The organism is Streptococcus sp. HSISS2, from assembly GCF_000448665.1.
Lineage (GTDB): Bacteria > Bacillota > Bacilli > Lactobacillales > Streptococcaceae > Streptococcus > Streptococcus raffinosi.
Window position 1 is genome coordinate 1,499,680 of the sequence record NZ_CM002133.1, and the last position, 17,899, is coordinate 1,517,578.

Consider the following 17,899-nt stretch of genomic DNA (forward strand, 5'->3'; position numbering starts at 1 on the left):
ATTGCCGTTATTTGTCCCCTTGTTGTCAATACGGATAAAACCTTCGTCGCATTCCCCAGCGTTGAAAGTTAAATGCCACTTGGCCAAACCTGTTGTGGACGGTGAGCCATTGTGTGTTTTAAAGTTAACAACCTTAGAGAATGTCTTATCTGTTTCATTCGACTTGCGACCGAGGAAATAGATGTCTACACCCTTTATGTTCCCAGTGGCAAACGTTTGAATATTGAACGAATAATCAGTGTTTCGTTTGACTGGAAAACGTAGCGTAGACGTTGGCACTAATGATGATGATGTCTTTAGCAAGAATAGCGGTCTAGCGCCATTGTAGTAAAACCCATGGCTTGAAATGGACAGATTAGAGTTGGGTTGTGGTGCTTCCCAATAGCCCCAATTATCCAGTTTTTCTGGAAACGCTGAGTTACGGATAAGGTTTTCACCACCGACCGAAACACTGCCAGCCGTGTCATTCCATGAATAATCAGCCGGGTTAATGCTATCCGATTTGTCGAAATTAGTACACACACCCAAATAGCGCTTTTTCCCGTTCTGAGTCAGTCTGAAACCAGTTCGTCCATCGGCACTATCCGCATAAGCGAAATGGACATAAGGTGTGCGCCCGTCTGCTCCGGGCTTACCGGGAATACCATCCTGTCCATCGCTACCCTTCCATTTAGACCATCGGTAATCTTGTGGATTCCGACTATGCGTAGTATTGAAATCTTGGTACATGCCGATAAACGCCTTATTAGTGTCGGTTTGGCTAAAACCGCTACCGGAGACCGTGTCAGCGTAAGCTATGTGGGTGTACTGGGTTTTACCATCGACACCCTTAACCCCGGGTATGCCTTGGTCACCTTTCGGGCCTTGCAAGCCTATGAGGCCTCTGTCACCACGTTCGCCCTTGTCACCTTTAGGACCGGTATCGCCTTTGGTGCCGTTTCTGCCGTCTGAGACATTTAAAAAAGTAACTTCTTCTGAAGCTACTTCTTTGTCATCTACCCATGCGGAAACCGTCAAGGCTGTTGGTTGAGTAATCTCTGACGCTACCACGTCGTAGGTCATACCCACGTATTTAATGGTACCGTCAATTACGAAACGCCAAGTCGCATTAACTGTTTTGTCGCCTTGTTTCAAGACTGGTCGAACTGTTGAGCGACCAACACCGTTTTTAAATGCCGTTCCGTTTGTAGTTGTGATTTCGACACGGTATGGCAAGGCTCTTGCTGCAATTTCATCAATGCGTTGTTGCAAATCAGACGATGGCTTGTTCACAATTTTACGGTAATTAGAAAAAACAACCGAGTTATTCAACGGCATGTCAAAGCTGATTACCATTTCAGTGACACGAGCTTCGAGGGCTAGACCACCTCTAAAATTATTATTGATGATCTTAACAGTGTCGCCTAAGTTAACATCCTTGTAGTTTTCCATGAAACTAGAGTGGACATCAACCGTGTAGGTCATGAGTGGATAAGCGTACTGCTTGATGGTACGCAAGGCGTAGCCTTTCAAAGCGTTAACATCCTTGTACTCGGTTTCAAAGTCCTTGCGTGTCCAGTTATCAGCGTTGCCTGGATTCATGGTAGATGGGTAGCGTTCCCTAGACAGCGGAGCGAATACTAAACTATCACCACGCGTAGAATAAAATTCTACTTGTCCCAGCTCGTTCTTTTCCTCAAATTCAACATCGTTTAGATTAACACCATCTTGGCCAATGAAATTACCAGCGTTGAAAAGTTGCGTTTTATCACTAGTGACTTGCACGCCTTTCAATTCGTTTTGAAAATAAAGGACCACATCACCCCTAACCTTACCAATACCGTGGTGGTTTTCGTCTGGTTGTTGGTAAATGTCGATGATAAAACGTTTCAAAGTACCGTCTCGGTTGAGCTCAGTTCTGAATGAAAATTCCGCATCGAATTGAGCCATAATACTATGTAATCGTTCTAACTTGGTATCTTGCTGCTCGAAACTTAAAGTTCTTGTTTTATCTGATACTTCATTGACTCCAATTTCCATATTTGCAAATTCAAGCAATGTATTTTTTCAAGGTACCATGCTATGGTTTGTGGTTTATCACTTTTAAACGCTCCTGCCTGTTCAAGTGCTAACTCAAGGTTGGTATTGTTGCATGTCAGTTGAAAACTATCATCGTTTTCAACTAACTGTGACACATAGAAAACGTGATAGCTGTTATCATAAAAAAATGACACATACATCTGATCGTTGATGTAAGCTACATCTTCATGCAGTTCCCCGTTGACAATCTTAGGAATTGTGAAATCGAATGTGCTGGTTGAATATTCAAGATAGCTATGCCACTGACTGTTAGAGTAGGGCAACATGCCAGGAACGTTGTTATTCAACGCACACACTTTTCGCATGTTCTTGTCATGAATCCAAATTTGCATTAAATGAAACGCTCCTTCCATGTAATTTCAATAGTCGGGTCAGTTCTTGTCCAACTCGATGTGTAGATGTCGATTTCTGTATCACCCGTACCAATACTAAACGGTTCGGACAGGTAAGTTAGCTCATTAAGAGCTGGCAGATTGTCGACGTAAGTTTTGCCTTTAGCCATGTCAACTTCGAGAATAGAACCCTTACGGAAACGGTTAGGGATATCTTCTTCCTTGTTCACGTAATCTTTCCGATAAACAAAACTATCCAGATACAAGTGTGTGATCAATGGCCAATCTTTGATACCAAAAATACCAATGTGGATTTTAGCTGATTTTTTCCTTTAATCTCTGGCACGGTGAATTTAGGATAAGAGCCTTGCCAGTAGAATTGAAGGACATCATCAAACCGTTGAACATCAGACCATCCTTGTGGTTCATTGAATGGATTGGCAGTTGATACGTGTGTTCCGTAGAAATGTTTTCTATCGAGCACTTTATAACCGCCTTTGCCATCTCCTGCTAGGAAATTATAATGGCAGTCAAAACCGTTAGTGTGCTTGTAAGTTTCTACACCGTAGAGAAACACACCGTTTGCATCCGTTACTGAAATTTTGATGAAACCGAATTGGTTTGCAGCACCTAACCACAAGATTTGTCTCCACCAAAAATATTCATAGGTAGCCCCTTTCTGACCATTGCTATCTGCCGGAATCTCCCATGTCAACGAGCTACCTCGTAGGTATTTATCCCCACCACCAGTACTTGTTAAGGCAATGTGTGGTCTACCCCAAGTGTTATCAATGGCAAGTGTCCCGTTAAGCGCGTGGCTATCATCGTTAAAACGTCCTTGGTTTTTAGCACCAACCGCAAAACCGTTGGTAATCCAGTTATTAGAAACATAGTCGAACAGAATTTCAGATTGCTTGACTGTACGGGTATCAGATTCATTCGGATTGCCAATCTCATAGCTTTCACTAGAAGACTTCACAATCCCAACCCAGCTGTTTTCTGAATTAAACTTCAGTTTAATATCTGGATAGGTTTCAGCTGTACCGAAATTCTTTAAAGTCGCCTTGTAGTGACCGGTTGAAATCTTCTTAATATTTCCATATTTAGTTTCACCATCGCTACTTACCAAGGCTTGTGTCTTATTCTCTCCGTAACTTTTTGGAACATCAAACGTAACCGTTACTGTTGCGGTAATCGGTGCGGTGTTCTTATCTACGGTAAGCGACGCTTGACCAGACGGGATAGCTTCCCAGACCTTATTAGGCTCGTCACCGAAAATCAATGGTTTAGGCTTGTCTACGTTGAGATACCCACCTAGCGTTTCAGCGATGGTATTGAAGTAGTCGTAATTACCGATTAGGGTAAATGATACTTGAATCTGCTTGACGGACAAGGTGCTATATAGGAATTGCTGACCATAACGCCTGCGCCCTTGGTCTTGATAGTTGTTGTTGAAATTTGATGCCACGTTTTTGGTGACATCCACTGGAACGGCACGTCCTTGACCTTCGTTAAATAATTCAGTTAAGTTTTTACCGTCAAAAATGACTGACATTCCTATCAAATAATGCTACCTCCTAGCAACGCTTGTCTGCGTTCGTAATCGTTTGTTGCTTTCGTCATAAATGGGGCTAACCCATTTGACACGCTTCTACCATCAATGACATTTCTGATTTCAATTGGGTTAGAACCATTAGTCACTAATTGCCCAAGTAAACCAATCATGACATCCAGTTTTTCTTCAAGAACAGAAACACGTTCATGGTTTGGCGTGCTGTCGTGATTGCCTTGTGGGGCATCCCCAGCAAAACGGGCCACTGCTTCAGTAAGTAATTGCCACGCTCTGCCACGTTTAGCAATATCTGTTGGGATAACGTATTCTGGCATATCGCCTTCAGCCAATTCATAAACGCCGTTTTTGTGGACTAGACCACCATTAGCATATCCGTAAGCTGCGACACGGTTAAAAGCTGCATCAGACGTACCATAAGTATGTTTGATGTAGTTGATTGCAGCAAGCAAGTTATCATATCCATTGTGGATATTGTTGTGTCCTGGGTGTTTGTAGGCGTTAAATGTAGGACCAATTGTCTGCATCAAACCAATTGATGGGTGTCCTGCTCTTGCGTTACTATCCCAATTATTTTGAACGTTAGGGTCACCATTCGATTCCCGCTGGATAGTTGCCAAAATCTTAGAAACACGGAAATTATTCGGCTCAATACCATTAGCTTCCAACGCTCTAACTACAGATTCACGCCATCGTGCTACACCAGTACCTTGAGGGCCATCTTCACCACCACCCGGAGGGCTGAGCAACGGACCAAGGGTTTTCTTAATCCATTCGAACATGCCACCAACTTGTCGTTTAATCAAAGTTTGAAGTGGATTGTTTCGGTCTTTCAAAGGTTTGCTATCGTCACCACCGCTACTTCCACTATCTCGAACACCGAAATCAAGGAAGGTAGCAGCGTTTGAAATATGCCGTCCAGCGTATTGGTGGTACTGACCGTTCCCGCCGTAGTTGTATTCTTCACCGTCATAAGTGTCGCCATGAACAGCTGTTACAAAGTCAACGTGGTTACTTGAAATAGGTCCACCAGTATAGACGGCTACTGTACCCGGTTTTGGTCTATTTAAGTGTGGTACGCTCGCAGAAATCCACTGATTACCATTTCCAAGGTGGCTAAATAGACTAGGTTTAACACCAAGGTTTGCCAAACGACTGGCAACGAATGATACACACTCACGGAAGTAATAACCCCAAGGGTCAGCTCCAGCGTCTTTTGCCTTATCTTTAAAACGATAGTCATCACCTTTGGCACCCATCGCCACTGTACCTTCATCCATCGAAGCGTTAGCCATAGACCAAAGTTCTTTCCACCAGTTCTTAGCTTCTTCGACTGGTTTCTTATAAAGAGCGTTACCGAGCGGATTAAACATACCAGCTAACTTATCAGCATTAGGGCTGAATTTCTTAGCCAATGAGCCCACTGGGTCTTTAACGACATCACCGACAAATTCAATCATTTTCATAAATTTATCGACACCGTTTTTCATCGTGTCCCAGACCGAACCCGCTACGTTGGTAGCAGTATCCCAGATTTTAGACCAGAAACCAGTCCCTTTTGCAAAGGCTCCACGTTCAACACCCATGAGCATAGCCAATTCACTTGCATTGATAACTTCCGAACCAGCTGGCAAGAGGTATTCAACGTTTCTACCTTGTGGCAAGAATGACTTGCCATTAGGTAGAATTACCATTTCTTGGTTGTTAGTTTCCGGACTATCATAGCCATCATTTAGCGTAGCAAGCGTAGGTTTGGTGATTGGGTTTCGGTATGAGCTAAACATACCAGTACCACCGGCAAACTTAACTTTAGGGATTTTAGAAATCGCTTCTTTGCTACCGCCAAAATCAGAAATAAGTTTATTGATACCATCGATACCGGCATTTGGGAGAGCAATCACGGCATTGATACCATCGCCAGCAAGGCGTTTCATGCCATCCCACATCTCGCCAAAGCCTTTTTTAATGTTGTCCCACGTATTTTTGAAAAAGTTAGCGATATTGGTCAATGCGTCGGTAATTAGCTTGGTAATGTTGACGCCGAATTTCTCTTGCGTTAAAGCACCGATTTCATCCCATTTTTTCGATAGAAATTTTTTAGAATTCTCCCAACCATCGAACCAATTCTTATTGATACCTTTGTGGTGTTTATCGATATCCTTACCGAGGGCAGTCATGGCTTCCGTAGCATTCCCCTTGATACCTTCCCACGTTTTAGATGCGAATTTTTTAACGTTGTTCCACTTGTCAGACCAGTCTTTCTTGAGGCTAGCCATGTGTTTTGCAACGCCTTTCGCCATGCCTTTGACATGGTCCACTGTACCGTCGACAAATTTCTTGAATTTCTTGTTGTGCTTGTACATCAGCTCAAAACCAGCGACTACTGGGTTAGAGATTACAAGCAATTTTTTAGCGGTGTTAGCGAAGGCTTTGATACCTTTTTCACCGCCAGTGAAGTATGTTTTGGTTTTTTCAAAACCTTTCTTGGTGCTCTTGGTCATCGAGTCCATCGCACCCGTCCAAGTTTTTTCATGCCATCCCACGTCTTACCGAGCCACTTACCAGCGTTGGAAAAACCGTCTTTGATATTTTTAACAATACCGTCAACGAATTTCTTGAATTTTTTATTGTGCTTATAGATCAGAGCAAAAGCCCCAGCAATAGGATTGGCAATAAATAAAAGGACTTGTTTCCAGTCCTTTTTAAAGAAATCAATGATCTTACCAAAGATTTGTTTAGTGACTTTGAAGATTTTACCGAAAGCCTTTTTAGCAGCATTAAACATGCCGTCCACAAAGGCTTTAAATTTCTTGTTGTGCTTATAAAGTAAGACCAAGGCAGTAATAGCCGTGGCTACGGCTACCGCAATCAAGCCAATAGGGTTAGAAGCCATTGCTAAGTTCCACGCTTTTTGCGCTACTGCTGATGCTTTTTGAGCAACAGTCATAGCTACCGTAGATTCTTTCATCACTTTAATGGCTTTCGCAACTTTCATCACTCCTGAAGCTACTTTAGAACCTACAAAGTAAGTTGCAAATAAAGAACCGACTGTTTTAATAGCCGTTTTGTGTTCGGCAATACCACCCAAAGCCTTGGAAAGTGAAGTGACTGGGGCTTTAGCTTTTTTCCCGTTCCCGGCCATGAGATTGAAAGCACCAGCGACACCTTTAATCATGTCGATGGCAGTTTCCCACACACCACCAGCAAAGTCTTTACCAATGCTGAGCAGTGGTCCTATGCTGTCTTTAGTTTCCTTGAAGAAAGCTACAATTTTAGGGGCGTTGTTAGCAATGCGTTTGCTTAGGTTGTCGACAAACTTATTGAGACCGTCCATTAAGCCGTTAAGCTTGTCTGTACCATTACCAAGGTTAAACACCTTAGAAAAGGCATCCATGATAGTTCCCAGACCTTTAGAAACATGTTCCCCAAGTTCTTTGAACTTCCCTTCAGTGTTAGGGTCTGCAACCCAGTTCCCAATCTGTTGTAAGAATGGGTTTTTCATTTTATCTATTGGGTCACGGAAGGCAGCAACTACCGCTGGCATACGAGATTGGATAGTTCTTTCAAGACCACCGATGGTAGTAGAGAAGTTAGCAGTAGCATCCTTGTACTTGTCTTGCAACTCAAACAAGGCTTTTTGAGCCATTTCAGCGGTAATCTTACCATCGCTTTGCAACTTGGCATATTGCTCTTGGGTCATGTTAGCAATGCCCAATTCTTGCCCAGCAACTTCTTTCAACTGGTTCTTCATTTCTGGGAAGACATTGATGATAGACATCATGTCTTGCCCCTGAACCTTACCATTGGCGATCATTTGAGCCCACTGAGTGGCGAAATTCTCAACGGCTGCATCGGTCTGACCAAACGCATCCTGCAATGTCAAGATGGCTTGTGTTTGTTGCTTGGTTAACTCGGTGTTGTGGGTTACGGCATAGAATTTTTGGTTCATACCGTCAACCATTTCAGTCGAGTTAGCCGCCGCTTGTGCCATTTGGTTGGTCATATCGACCATTTTTTACCTTCTTCAGCGTTACCAGTTAAGGTTAGCCAAGTGGCGTTCATGGTTTGTTGATATTTGACGTATTCGGCACTTGATTGTGCGATTTCGTCAAATTTACCCTTGATAGCTCCCAATGCATTTTGGAAACCGTTGCTAATCAAGTTAGCTGCAAACGTAGCCCCGAAGATACCTTTTAAACGTGAGGTTTTTGTTTCAGTCTCACTAACTTCACTACCCAAACGTTTAAAGCTCTCTTTCAAACGTCCGATAAGTGAACTAGACCGTTGGCTTTGCTCAATCTCACCATTCAGCTTATCGGCAGCATTGCGAGTATGTGCAAGGCTTGTGGCGGTTTCATCCAAACGTTGCTTTTGTTTGCGATATTCATCACTTGTCCTTCCGGATTGTTTTGCCACACGCTCAAGCATTTCTTTTTGGGTCTCATACTGCTTGTTTAAGTTAGTAATAGAACCCTTATATTGCTTTAGTTGTTCTTGCCTGGCTTCGTCTTCCTTACCTTCAGCTTTCAAGCGTCTGACGTAGGTTTCTGAAGCTTCATTTTGTGCCTTGTACTCTTTTTGCAGTTCAGCAAGTCCAGACTTTTGATATTCTAAACTATTTTTAGCTTGACGTTGTTGATTCTCCAAGGATGCCAAACGTGTGGTAGCTTGGTCAATCTGTTGTTGGTACTTAAGGTACTGTTCAGCGGTTTCAGCGGTACTACCTTTCAATTGAGACTGTTCTTGTTTCAGTTTCTCAATCTTATGTTGTTGGTTTTGAATAGCATTACCCAAACCGTCGTACTTAGCTTGTGCTGCTCCTAGATAATCACCAGCACTACGCATTTGGCTTTCTTGTGCCTTCCATGCGTTCGTAGAGCTATTAACCAACTGAGTTAATCGCTTAATCGAATTGGCAGCCTGTAGCGTATCTAAGGCGATTTCCGTGGACATGGTAGCTTGTACTTTTGCCATGTATTATTTTCCTCCTTTCCTTAAAAATTAGAGTAAAGATGTTGGGTCAACCATTCTATCTTCTTCCTCTTTGGCATTTAAGATCTTCATCAGCTCGTAATAGTCAGTGTCATAATACTGATCTAGTGTCCACCCAAAACCTTGGATTGATTTTTTAGCAATGATTTTCAAATCTTCAATACGATTTTCTAAATCAAAAATCTGTTCGCCTTTAGATTTTAGTCTTTTGGGTCAACTTCACCAGCAGCGTTTTCAAGTTGCTCGTCCGTCAAACCGTACATATAGCCGACCATTTTTTCAGCAATTTGCTGTGTACGCTCATTGTCCAAATCAAGCAATTTGTCATAGGATTCATCATCCAAGTTGAGAATGGCACGGATAAAGCTAAGCATTTCTTTGAGAATAGTAAAGCTTGCTTGTGCTTGCTCTTGTGTATCACCTTCTTCGACAGTGTCGCTGGTTTTAAGCACAGCAAGTTGATACTCGTGCATACGCAAGACATTGCGGTTGCTTGTTGTCACCTTGAAGGCTTTTTTGCTGATTTCTGGGATTTGAATAGTTCTGATTTCCATTTATCTTTACTCCTTTTTAACAAAAATAGAGGTCAGGCCATGAGCCCGACCTCTTGCAAATTATTGAGGGGATACGCCAGCCCCTGTAAGTGCATATCCACCAAATACTTCTTTGTACATGTTAGTTTTATCGAAAGTTGATGAACCAGAGAAATATTTCTTGAATGGTTCATTGCCAAACGCATCCGCTGACAAGGCACTGAATGTCATGTTATCGTTTTGGCGAGTTTGGGCAGTATCAGTATCTGTTGCAACGTTTTGAGTTGTTTCTTGCATGATACCGTTAGCAAAACCAAAAAATACTGAGTGTTTACGGTCAAGTGTTTCAGATTCAATCAACACCGCTACATGTGGTTTCTCACCGTCCTTCGTATAACCACCTTTGCTGTCAGGACGGAATCCAAGTAGTTTTTGTTTGATGTCGAAATCAAGGTTATTGAAGTCAAACGCTACTGTTGGTGAGCCTGGCGCAACCATAACGTCTTGTGTTTGGTTGTTCCCAGGAACCTTAGTAGCTTGTCCTTCCAAGTTAGAAATGTTAGCGGTACGAGTACCAAGCATGCTTGAATCAACTTCAATCACGCCATCAGTTGAAAGGCCATCGTTGCCTTTGATGAGTTTTTGGGTTTTAGAGTCAACCAAAGCAAGGCGGACCATTTTCAAACCTACAATTGCCATATAGTAATTTCTCCTTTGTTAAATTAATTTATCGAGAGCAACAAAAACGACCGCCGTAATCTGTAACGTATCGGGGTCTATGCTATGCTCTCTCATGTCTGTAATTGAATAATGTTCAGATTTTAGAAACTTCAATAGTTCCATTTCAAAGGCTTCAATATCGAAATCGATATCAGCCTTGTAGAAAATCTGGACTTCTACTCTATCTGTTTTACTGAAAAAGGTATTGTTTCCGCTTAAGTCAAGGGATGGATTGCTTTCAGTGAGCAAAACGATTGTCTTATCGGTATTTTCTTCGAGCTCTTTAGGCAAGTTGTTTGCATATACTTCGCTTATTTCACCAAATTTTTTGCCGTCAATCAGCTCTTTTAGTTTTACGGTTGCTAGCACTTAATCACTGTCCTCCTTTCTTGCGAATGAGTTTCTCATACTCCGCTTTTTCTGCTAATAGCACCTTTTTCTGTACAGCGCTATCGTTTTGGACATTGGTAACGAAATGATCAGCGCGGTATTTTTTGTACCGTCATTTAATCGTCTGGCATTTTGAGCGTGGTAATTATTCTTCCAGCCTACGGTTGCCACACCGTTCTTTCTGCCATCCGCATTAGTGGATTGGACAGATAAACCGTCAGCCATGTGCCCATACTTCAAATCTTTTTTGTTTGAGTAGTGTTTCTGCCTAGTAACTTCTTCCAGTTCCTTTTGAAACACTTTCGCACCAGCGGTAGTAATCTTAGCTTGTTCCGCTGGTGTGATATCGCCAATACTGGCTACCGTTTCAAGCCAGCTCTCTAGCGCTTCATCAAGCCCTACCATAGCCATCACCCAACTTTCTTGTGTTTTCTCAAAGTCAGAAAGTCGTAGCGGTTTAGCCCAAAGTTTTCGTTTGGACTAATACGCACAATATCATACTGAGTGCCATTTAGAACAGCCACTTGACCTTCAATCACTTTGGCATTATGACGGATAACAATCACTCGTGTATCGCTTTCGCCATTCTGTTGAGCTAAATACTCTTGGTTGAGAGTGCGAGTATGAGGTTTATAATGCAATGTAAACTGTTTGACGAATTTTGGCACGCTAACACCCGTAAACTTGTTAGGGGTGCTTTGGTATGTACCGAAATCAGCCTTGAAACGAAAGTCTGAGGGTAAATATCTAACTTTAGGCATTAGTCACCTCTTTCCTCACTATACGTTGCGTATAAGCCCCTCAATTGCCCTATTATGCTATTCAAAGTGAGATTGATAGGATAAGTCACCGTGTCCGTTAGAGCCACTCTGTAGGTGAAATATGAGCTTGTGAGGGCTATTACAGCCGTGTCATATAAAGATTCTACACTTTCGAGATCATAGAATTTCTTATCGCTTCCCACGGCATTGATGATGTACTGTTGAGCCGATTCAATGTAAGCTGGAATGAGTGCAGTGTCGTCTGTCTCATCCAGATTAAGAGTCTGCACGATGGTTTCCTTAGATACACTCATTGCTTACCTCCTAAATTAAGCTCCGGCAGTAAGATTAGCTTTTTGGTCAGCGATTGCTTTGAATGACGCTGGCACAAACGCTTCTTCATCAGTTTTAACAACGTCGAAACGGTCAATCACACGTACTTTGGTAGTGTCAGTTTCAAACGCACCACCACCGATGTTTGTAGAAAGTAGTGCCAAGTGTTGACGGTCAAACAATGTTACCGCTTGCTTCAAGTCACCAAAGTAGAGTGGCATAGCTCCAGCTGCACCATTAGCAAGCCAACGGTCAGAAACTTCCTTAACTGCGAAACCATCGATTGAGTAACCAGTAGGTGATTTTACATCACGTTCCATGAGGTAATCACCCATAGCGTTCTTAACTTTCTTAAGGGCAGTGAAGCCAGAAGTATTAGTCAAGAAGAATGACGTTTGTTTAATCGCTGGGTCAACTTTAGCCTCAAGGTCGATGATATCGTCCCATTTAGCCAATGTTGGTTTTGTTGGGAGTGTTGCAATAACATCCAAGATAGCTTTGTTACGAGTTACAACGACTTTTTTCGCAATCCAACCAGACAACCAAGCAAGGATGTTTTCAGCAGAATCAGCAAGCAAGCTGTTAGTTACTGTTGAGATACCAGCGTAGCGTTTGATAGTGTACTTGATAAGTGACAATTTAGGATCGTCATTGTTGCCGATTTGACCAGCTTCATCATCAATCATAGAAAGGCCAGTGATTTCAGCCCATTTTTCGTATACACGAGAACCAGTAAGAGTAGTTACGTTTTCAACGTTAACGTATTCTTGCAACGAATCGTATTGACGAACCAAAGTATTGATAGCTGTACGGATGTCTTGTGGGATAGTCAATCCAGCATCGGCACCAGTTCCATCTGTTTTAGAATCAAGCGAGTTTTGGTAGCGACCACGAACGAGGTTCTTGAAGTCCTTGACAAAGTTAGCTTTAACTTCTTCTTCGCTTTCGGTCAAAGGTTTCTTGTCTTTCTCTGACATATTCGCTACTTCGCTAGCACGAGCTTCAGTGTATTGCTCTTTGAACATGTCACGCTTCGTTTTCGCAGTGTCACGTTCGTTTTTGATAGCTTGCAATTCTTCAACGGTAACTGAATCATCAAGCATAGCTACGTTAAGTTTTCATTAAGATTTTCGACCTTGTCGCCTTGAGCAACCCAAAGGTCATGCAATTCATTTGATGTTTTCATCAATCATCTTCCTTTCATTTTTCAAGTAAAATAGCCAATTTCTGCTCACGCAAAGTATTGGTCTTAGGTGTCGCAATCATATTCTTAAATTTAGCGATTGCTGATTTGCTTGGTAGTTGATGTGTGGCGTTAGTAACCATGATGTCTTCTTCATTATTCTCGAAGAACATGATTTCATCCGCAAAGCCTTTATCAACGGCAGTTTTCGCATTAAGCCATGTTTCTTTAGCCATGAGATCAAGCAATTCTGGTTGTTTAAGACCAGTCTTCATCTCGTAAGCCAAAGCAATAGATTCATCAATGCTATTAAGCACCGCTGATTGATGCTCCAGGTCATCGCTATTGCCAACGATACCAGTAGATGCTTTGTGAATCATAATATGTGCCGTTGGGCTGATACGCACGGTATCACCAGCCATAGAAATGACACTCGCAGCACTAGCCGCAAGCCCTTGCACATTAACCACGATACGTTTACCGCTAGCTTTAAGCATGGTATAGATTTCGCTAGCTGCAAACACATCACCACCATTAGAAGCAATATTAAGCGTGATTTCTTCGTCTTCGTCGTTAGCAATGGCATCTTGTACCAGTTTTGGATAGGTACTAGACATGCCAAACCATTCATAGAACGAGCCAACATCATCACTTACAATATCGCCTTTGATGTCAATCTTGCCCATTTATCTCACCTCCTTTCAGTGTGGTATGGTTAGGGTTTTCACCTTTTGGCAACTCTTTAGGCAAAATCTCAGCTTGTTGCAAAATATACAAGCCTTGATTTTGTGCGAGTGTACCAGTTTTAACCATGCTATTGACACGGCTGATATAGTTAGCACCAGTCGGATCAACTGCTGGAAAAATATCAGCGTCAACGTCGCACGAAAGTTTTTGAGACAGTTCGCTAAGAAATGGCCTTAGATAGCGTGATACTGCTTTAGCATACACATTAGAACTCATTTCTAGTGATGATTGTTGGTCACCTTGTCCGCCGACTACGTTTTCTGGAATACCGTAGACTTTTGCAAATTGTCCGGTCGTCCAGTCCGCTTGCTTAAGTAGTTGGGCCACGTTGGATTTTATTTCAAGAGGTGTGAAGTCCTCTAAATCATCCAGTACCAACGGACCACCTTGCATTTGCTTCATCGCTTGTCGAGAACGTGAGAGCTTAGTTTTGAAATCGAGCAACCCACCACCCTTGATTTTCAAAATACCATTGGCATTTAGGGCGTTTTTAAGAGAATTAAGCGTAAGCCTATCACTGGCTTTTTGAATATTCAGCTCTCTACCAAGGGCCATCAACGGACTTACGCTTGTTAGCCCGCCATCTACAGAAAGCAATCTGAAGTGTAAAATATCGCTTTGCGGTACATGCTGTTTAGGTGGTATGCGTGGGTCATCAAATGTGATGTTGTAATAAAGCCCGTTCTGATTGTCTAATCGGTTGAAAGAAACTTGAGATGGCCTTAAATACTCCCACTTCATATCGCGCCCATTGTCATTACGCCAGCGGTACGCAAAGGCTTCGCCACCCAATAGCATTTGAGCAAAGATGGACTGGTAGAAGTTAAAGCGATTAGCGTTGTTCGATGGGTTATCTACGATACCTTGCATTTGCTTTCGACTAGTTGTTAGCTTAGCGGTTGCAAGGTCATTGGATAGCTGACTGATAATAGAGAATAAGTCCGAATTTTTAAGAGCGGTTTCGGCTGATACCCACTCGCTACCGTTCAAGGTAGCTAAAAACTCTGGATCAGTAATATCAAAAAAGCCCCCTTGATTGCTCGGTGGGCTTTCGGTTGCTAAATTAAATATAGGCAATTATTATCACCTCCTTTCTAGCCTTTCTTGCTAGCTAATTCACTCACTAGCCCAGCTAGTACAAATGTGATTGCCATACTAATGCCAAACCATACATAGCCAATGTGGTAAGTGGTCACATTGAGCGAAATTGCAGCTAAAATGAACATCAAAATGTCAAAAACTGCCCAAATTGCCTTTAAAAACTTCAAAATCATGTGTTAATACTCCTCTAATAGCCCACTATCTGGGTTTTTTAGCCAATTCAAAACGGCCTCTTGGCTCATGTGTTCCACCTTCCACGTTGGATTGTTAGTAATAGCGTAATCTTCGAACGCATACATGCCATCATAAAACGCATCGATAAGAGCGTCCACAACGTCAATCTTATAGGTTGATTTCATTTTGTCCACTTGAATACCGATGTTATCTTCTTTAATCACCGCATTTATCAAGGCTTTTCGCATGATTTCATCATCCAAACGGGTGATATTACCTTCGATAAATAGCGTTTGAAGGAATTTTGTCGGGTCTTTCAGTTCGCTTGTCCGTTGTCTAATTGGCATAAGTGGAAAGCTAGTATTAGATTCCAAGGCTTTGATAAGCTTTGAAACCCCCATAGCGTCATAGCCGAAGAAGACTACATCAAGCTGATTATCTTCGACATACTCACAAAACCAGCGGTACACTTCCTCTGGATTGATAAGCCCTTGTGGGTGACTTGTAATCGTGCAGTAGCCCTTGGTTTCCAAGTCTCGATAGTTGACACCATCTTGTTCCATTTTGGCTTCTAAAGAGCCTGCTTGTTGCCAGGGGATAAAACTATGCTGTTCGATGTGCCATTTCTGACTGCCATCTTCCGAAACATACGGATAAACGAAACCGATAGCCGTATTATCGCTGAACATAGACGCATCCAGTCCGACATAGACACGCTTGCCTTTGATGTCAAATTCATCAACGACTGCATTTTCAATATCTGTTAAATCAAGGAAGCTATTGCTATCTGCCAACAACCAACAATTCATGTTCTTAACTTGAAAATCAGCTAGATTACCGCTCAATAGGTCACTATCCCTTTTATCCATCAACCCTTTCATAAGGTTGTCACGCTCTTGTTCCAAGTCTAAAAGCGGATTGCTTTTCCCCCATGTTTCTGGTTGAAAAACTTCATCCAAGCTATCTTGAGACCATACTAAACAAAGGTATGTATCAGCGTCCCTATTGTCGTCGTCTTCCATAGCTTGCTGCATAATTCTTTGGTCTTCCCTAAAAGGAACGGACGGGTTTGGGTAAGCGGTAGAGATTTGAACAAACTGTCTATTCGGTACTTTTACTTGTCCAGAAACAATCTTAGAAACTGCATCCCTTGTTTCAATTTCTCCAATTTCATCAAAAATAGCCGTGGTAAAGTGGAAACTATCATATTGCCCACTCTCAGCAGAAATAGCCCTTAAAACGTTGTTGTTAGCTTTCATAATAACTTGGTCGCTATGCAAACCTAACTCAGTTTCGTTTGCCAAGCTCTTAAAGGGCTCGTTTTGGATTATCTGCTTCATCATAGATTTGATATAACCAAGCAACTTGTTTGTTTGCTTGAAGTTGATAGAGGTTACAAGATAATCTTGGTTTGATAATCCGAAACTTTCGATAAAGTACGAATATGCCGTAAGAATAGCCATCAAATATGTTTTACCTTGACCACGACCAACCGAAACGATGGCACGGCTGAAACGTTTACCACCGTTAGCGTTTCTCCACCCGAAAAGCATACATAGGATGAACTTCTGCCACGGCATCAGTTGTGTAGGCTCACCAGTATCAACGTTCGGGCATATCCTAGCAAAACGCAATAATTTGTCCGCTTCAGTCGTTTCATAGGTATACGGAAAGTCGTCGTTGCCTTGTCTTTGCAGGTCTCGTAAATGTCTAAAACATGCCAGTTTAATCATGTATCCAGTCACTATCCGACCTTCCAAGGCATCAAAGCAATATTTTGTGCCATCGTCTTGATATTTTTTAGCGATGTCAGTGAAATCAAATTCTTTATACGCTGCATCTATATCATGAGTTTTTATCAGATTCGTTTTCACTATTGCTCCTTTCCGATCACTTACCTAGGAATTCTTTCATCATATCCCCTAGGGACTTATTATCAGCCTGACTTCCGGCTATTTCAGTCAATTCTGCCCTTCCTTTAGGTGTCAGACCTAGCTGGATACCTATTTTATTAAGGGTTTCGGCAGCATCTTTCATCGTCGCAACGGCTGGATTCTTCTTAAATCCCATAGACTGCTCGCCTAGAATTTCACCACTTCCGGGCGACTGGATGAATTTAATAATCTCGGTTTGGATACCGTTTTCTTTCACGTCCTCATAGGCTTTTTTGTAAATTTCGTAGGTCGTACAGTAAGTTTCCACTAGGAAAATGTCAATACGTTCGACCTTTTCTGTTGCTTTTAAAAACGGAATGATTTTAGTCCAAACTGACCTCGCCACCGTTCCTAGATAGTTCGGTGGGTCAATGGGTAGAAAGCGGTCATTTTGCTCGTAAAACGGTTTCCGTCTAGCTGGTGACTTATTCGCCATTTTCTCACCTCCTAAATTAAAAATAGACCCTTGTTAAAACCCTCAAAATTGGCGTGCGATGTAAGAAAACACCTTGTGGTGGCTCTCCTTGGCACGAGAAAGGGGGCGGGGTTAATTTTAAATCGGGTCGAGGGTTTATTTACACCACCCTTATTATAAAATCGTGCTATGGGCTTATTAGAGGGGTTTAACAACGTCCTCTTTTTTGCGGGCTATTAAATCTGCCCACGTTGCCACGGAAAGTCGTAGCTCAGTGTTCTGTTTTGTTCTATTTTGACCAGTACCATATATTCCTTGTTCCAAAGTCCTCTTGGTGTTATCACAGCTTCTGCATGTAGCTACTACGTTTGAAATTTCAGTTCTAAGTTCTGGAGCTATTTCAACGGGTGTTACGTGGTCGCCTATACGTGCGTCTGGTGTGGTCACACCCAACGCTAGACAGTACTGACATAGATAGTTGTCACGTTCCAAAGCTATCCTACGAATAGATGACCAAGTCTTCGAGCGATAGAATGCGTAGCGTTCCTTGCTCTCATCATCTCGGTTCCTTACTCGTGTGTTGTATCTTGTCCGTGAGTATCTCTGTCTCTCCTCTGTGTATGCTGCTTCCATGT

General features: G+C 42.3%; 19 protein-coding genes and 1 pseudogene. All 20 read right to left on the bottom strand.

Translation table 11 applies throughout. The features are described 5' to 3' along the window. On the bottom strand, positions 1-2,019 hold a 2,019-nt coding region (locus HSISS2_RS06675), incomplete at its 3' end, for a phage tail protein (RefSeq protein WP_205617841.1). Next, on the bottom strand, positions 1,974-2,411 hold the full coding sequence (locus tag HSISS2_RS11470) for a hypothetical protein (RefSeq protein WP_021146012.1): 438 nt from the start codon (positions 2,409-2,411) through the stop codon (positions 1,974-1,976). The genes HSISS2_RS11470 and HSISS2_RS06675, both read right to left, overlap by 46 nt. Then, positions 2,411-2,641, bottom strand: a complete 231-nt coding sequence (locus HSISS2_RS11475) for a phage tail domain-containing protein (RefSeq protein ID WP_021146013.1) — start codon at positions 2,639-2,641, stop codon at positions 2,411-2,413. The genes HSISS2_RS11470 and HSISS2_RS11475 overlap by 1 nt, the downstream gene beginning before the upstream one ends. A 44-nt stretch (positions 2,642-2,685) precedes the next feature. After that, positions 2,686-3,966: a distal tail protein Dit gene (locus HSISS2_RS06680; protein WP_240472070.1), complete on the bottom strand. Its 1,281-nt coding sequence runs from the start codon at positions 3,964-3,966 to the stop codon at positions 2,686-2,688. Positions 3,967-3,971: 5 nt separating this feature from the next. After that, positions 3,972-6,491 (bottom strand): CHAP domain-containing protein, encoded by a 2,520-nt coding sequence (locus HSISS2_RS11480; protein ID WP_021146015.1) that lies wholly within the window; start codon positions 6,489-6,491, stop codon positions 3,972-3,974. Then, positions 6,479-7,993, bottom strand: a complete 1,515-nt coding sequence (locus HSISS2_RS11875) for a tape measure protein (protein ID WP_021146016.1) — start codon at positions 7,991-7,993, stop codon at positions 6,479-6,481. Before HSISS2_RS11875 ends, HSISS2_RS11480 begins: the two co-directional genes overlap by 13 nt. Then, on the bottom strand, positions 7,981-8,955 hold the full coding sequence (locus tag HSISS2_RS11880; RefSeq protein ID WP_021146017.1) for a phage tail length tape measure protein: 975 nt from the start codon (positions 8,953-8,955) through the stop codon (positions 7,981-7,983). Before HSISS2_RS11880 ends, HSISS2_RS11875 begins: the two co-directional genes overlap by 13 nt. 218 nt (positions 8,956-9,173) lie before the next feature. Further along, the gene (locus HSISS2_RS06695) at positions 9,174-9,527 is read right to left on the bottom strand and encodes a phage tail tube assembly chaperone (RefSeq protein ID WP_021146018.1); all 354 of its coding nucleotides are present in this window, start codon (positions 9,525-9,527) and stop codon (positions 9,174-9,176) included. 60 nt (positions 9,528-9,587) lie between these two features. Beyond that, complete coding sequence (locus tag HSISS2_RS06700) at positions 9,588-10,205, bottom strand: phage tail protein (protein ID WP_021146019.1); 618 nt, start codon at positions 10,203-10,205, stop codon at positions 9,588-9,590. A gap of 18 nt (positions 10,206-10,223) precedes the next feature. Next, on the bottom strand, positions 10,224-10,595 hold the full coding sequence (locus tag HSISS2_RS06705) for a DUF806 family protein (protein ID WP_021146020.1): 372 nt from the start codon (positions 10,593-10,595) through the stop codon (positions 10,224-10,226). 54 nt (positions 10,596-10,649) lie between these two features. Next, positions 10,650-11,021, bottom strand: a complete 372-nt coding sequence (locus HSISS2_RS06710) for an HK97 gp10 family phage protein (protein ID WP_240472001.1) — start codon at positions 11,019-11,021, stop codon at positions 10,650-10,652. 5 nt (positions 11,022-11,026) lie between these two features. Beyond that, positions 11,027-11,377: a phage head closure protein gene (locus HSISS2_RS06715; protein WP_042767053.1), complete on the bottom strand. Its 351-nt coding sequence runs from the start codon at positions 11,375-11,377 to the stop codon at positions 11,027-11,029. Then, positions 11,377-11,691, bottom strand: a complete 315-nt coding sequence (locus HSISS2_RS06720; RefSeq protein WP_042767054.1) for a head-tail connector protein — start codon at positions 11,689-11,691, stop codon at positions 11,377-11,379. The genes HSISS2_RS06715 and HSISS2_RS06720 overlap by 1 nt, the downstream gene beginning before the upstream one ends. 15 nt (positions 11,692-11,706) lie before the next feature. Then, a pseudogene (locus tag HSISS2_RS06725) lies at positions 11,707-12,896 on the bottom strand (phage major capsid protein). 14 nt (positions 12,897-12,910) lie between these two features. Then, positions 12,911-13,579 carry a head maturation protease, ClpP-related gene (locus HSISS2_RS06730; RefSeq protein ID WP_021146024.1) on the bottom strand — a complete coding sequence of 223 codons (669 nt, stop codon included), beginning with the start codon at positions 13,577-13,579 and terminating at the stop codon, positions 12,911-12,913. Further along, the gene (locus HSISS2_RS06735; RefSeq protein WP_021146025.1) at positions 13,566-14,717 is read right to left on the bottom strand and encodes a phage portal protein; all 1,152 of its coding nucleotides are present in this window, start codon (positions 14,715-14,717) and stop codon (positions 13,566-13,568) included. Before HSISS2_RS06735 ends, HSISS2_RS06730 begins: the two co-directional genes overlap by 14 nt. Positions 14,718-14,734: 17 nt before the next feature. After that, on the bottom strand, positions 14,735-14,914 hold the full coding sequence (locus tag HSISS2_RS06740; RefSeq protein ID WP_021146026.1) for a DUF1056 family protein: 180 nt from the start codon (positions 14,912-14,914) through the stop codon (positions 14,735-14,737). A 3-nt stretch (positions 14,915-14,917) separates the two neighbouring features. Further along, positions 14,918-16,789, bottom strand: coding sequence for a terminase large subunit (locus tag HSISS2_RS06745; RefSeq protein ID WP_021146027.1), 1,872 nt, complete (start codon positions 16,787-16,789; stop codon positions 14,918-14,920). A 16-nt stretch (positions 16,790-16,805) separates the two neighbouring features. Beyond that, positions 16,806-17,285 carry a phage terminase small subunit P27 family gene (locus HSISS2_RS06750; protein ID WP_021146028.1) on the bottom strand — a complete coding sequence of 160 codons (480 nt, stop codon included), beginning with the start codon at positions 17,283-17,285 and terminating at the stop codon, positions 16,806-16,808. A gap of 177 nt (positions 17,286-17,462) precedes the next feature. Beyond that, positions 17,463-17,899: HNH endonuclease (locus HSISS2_RS06755; protein ID WP_042767055.1), on the bottom strand; the 437-nt coding region annotated here is incomplete at its 5' end.